The sequence below is a fragment of the Candidatus Palibaumannia cicadellinicola genome (assembly GCF_002855795.1).
Classification (GTDB): Bacteria; Pseudomonadota; Gammaproteobacteria; order Enterobacterales; family Enterobacteriaceae; genus Baumannia; species Baumannia cicadellinicola_C.
In genome coordinates this window covers 1-1,947 of sequence record NZ_NJPO01000126.1, presented here as the reverse complement: position 1 = coordinate 1,947, position 1,947 = coordinate 1, and the positions used below count along the sequence as shown (strand labels likewise).

Genomic DNA, 1,947 nt, shown 5'->3' with positions numbered 1-1,947 from the left:
AATATGTATTGGTGATATGATTATTGATGGTAGCGTACGTAGTCGTTTAGAACGTCTTACTAAATCACTTGCCGTATGATAAATGGAGATTGATAACATATGCAATTGCATTCTACAGAAATAAGCGAATTAATTAAGCAACGTATTACTCAATTTAATATTGAAAGTGAAGCTTATTATGAAGGTACTATTATTTCTATTAGTGATGGTATCATCCGTATTTATGGATTATCTGAAGTAATGCAATGTGAAATGATCGAATTACCTGGTAATAGTTTTGCTATAGCTTTAAACCTAGAACGTGATTATGTAAGTGCTGTAGTAATGGGACCATATATTCATTTAACAGAAGGAATGAAAGTCAAGTGTACTGGACGCATACTAGAAGTACCAGTTGGTTATGGTTTACTGGGTCGTATAATAAATGTATTAGGTGTACCAATTGATGGTAAAGGATCTTTAGAATATAATGAATTTTCTGCTGTTGAAACAATTGCACCGGGAGTTATTGACCGCCAATCAGTTAATGAACCAATCCAAACTGGTTATAAATCTATTGATGCAATGATACCGATTGGACGTGGACAGCGTGAGCTAATTATAGGTGATCGCCAAACAGGTAAATCGGCGTTAGCTATAGATACCATCATTAATCAACGTAATAGTGGTATTAAATGTATTTATGTTGCTATTGGTCAAAAACTCTCTACGATAAAAAATATAGTACGTCAATTAGAAGATTATAATGCATTAATTAATACAATAGTAGTAGTAGCTACTTCTTCTGACTCTGCAGCATTACAATATCTTGCTCCATATGCAGGTTGTGCTATGGGTGAATATTTTCGTAATTATGGTGATAATGCACTTATTGTTTATGATGATTTATCTAAACAAGCTATTGCTTATCGTCAAATTTCTTTATTATTACGTAGGCCACCTGGCCGTGAAGCATATCCTGGTGATATATTTTACTTACATTCTCGTCTTTTAGAACGAGCAGCACGTGTGAATACTAATTATGTTGAAAATTATACTAAAGGAAAAATTAAAAACAAAACAGGTTCTTTGACTGCATTACCAATTATTGAAACTCAAGCTGGTGATGTATCATCTTTTGTTCCTACTAACGTAATATCTATTACAGATGGACAAATTTTTTTAGAATCAAATTTATTTAATGCTGGTTTTCGTCCTGCGGTAAATCCAGGTATTTCAGTATCTAGAGTTGGTAGCGCTGCACAAACTAAAATAATAAAAAAATTATCTAGTGGTATTCGTACTGCGTTAGCACAGTATCGTGAATTAGCTGCATTTTCTCAATTTGCCTCTGATTTAGATAAGACTACTCGTAAACAAATTACTTATGGTAAAAAATTAACAGAACTATTAAAACAAAAACAATATGAGCCTATGTCAGTATCACAGCAGGCTTTAATACTATTTGCAGCAGAATATGGTTATTTAGAAGACATAGAAATTACAAAAATTAGGCCATTTGAAATAGAACTGATATCTTATATTAATCGTGAGTATAGTCAATTTATGCAAGAAATTAATTGTAATGGGGATTATAACGAAGAAATTATAAATAAGTTCAAAAATATTATTAATATATTTAAAACTACCCATTCTTGGTAATATACTGATTACTTACGTAAATGCGCTGAAAAAATAATTAAGGAGAACAAAATGAACGGCGCAAAAGACATACGTAATAAAATTACAAGTATTCAAAATACACAAAAAATTACTAAAGCCATGGAAATGGTTGCTGCTTCAAAAATGCGTAAAACTCAGGAACGTATGATAGCTAGTCGTCCTTATGCAGAAACAATACGTAAAGTAATTAATAATATAGCTCTAGGCAATTTAGAATATCAACATATTTATTTTGATGATAGAAAAATAAAAAAAATAGGATATTTAGTAATATCTACAGATCGT

At 31.1% G+C, this 1,947-nt stretch carries 2 protein-coding genes; both read left to right on the top strand.

All coding sequences use genetic code 11. The features are described 5' to 3' along the window. The first annotated feature begins 99 nt into the window (after positions 1–99). Positions 100–1,641, top strand: coding sequence for a F0F1 ATP synthase subunit alpha (atpA, locus tag CEX73_RS02360; protein WP_101626994.1), 1,542 nt, complete (start codon positions 100–102; stop codon positions 1,639–1,641). Positions 1,642–1,692: 51 nt separating this feature from the next. Further along, a partial coding sequence (locus CEX73_RS02355; protein ID WP_260081271.1) for a F0F1 ATP synthase subunit gamma occupies positions 1,693–1,947 on the top strand: 255 nt, incomplete at its 3' end.

Bases quoted from the DNA above. Each gene is read 5' to 3' on its own strand.
- atpA (WP_101626994.1), top strand. From the start codon at position 100: ATGCAATTGCATTCTACAGAAATAAGCGAATTAATTAAGCAACGTATT.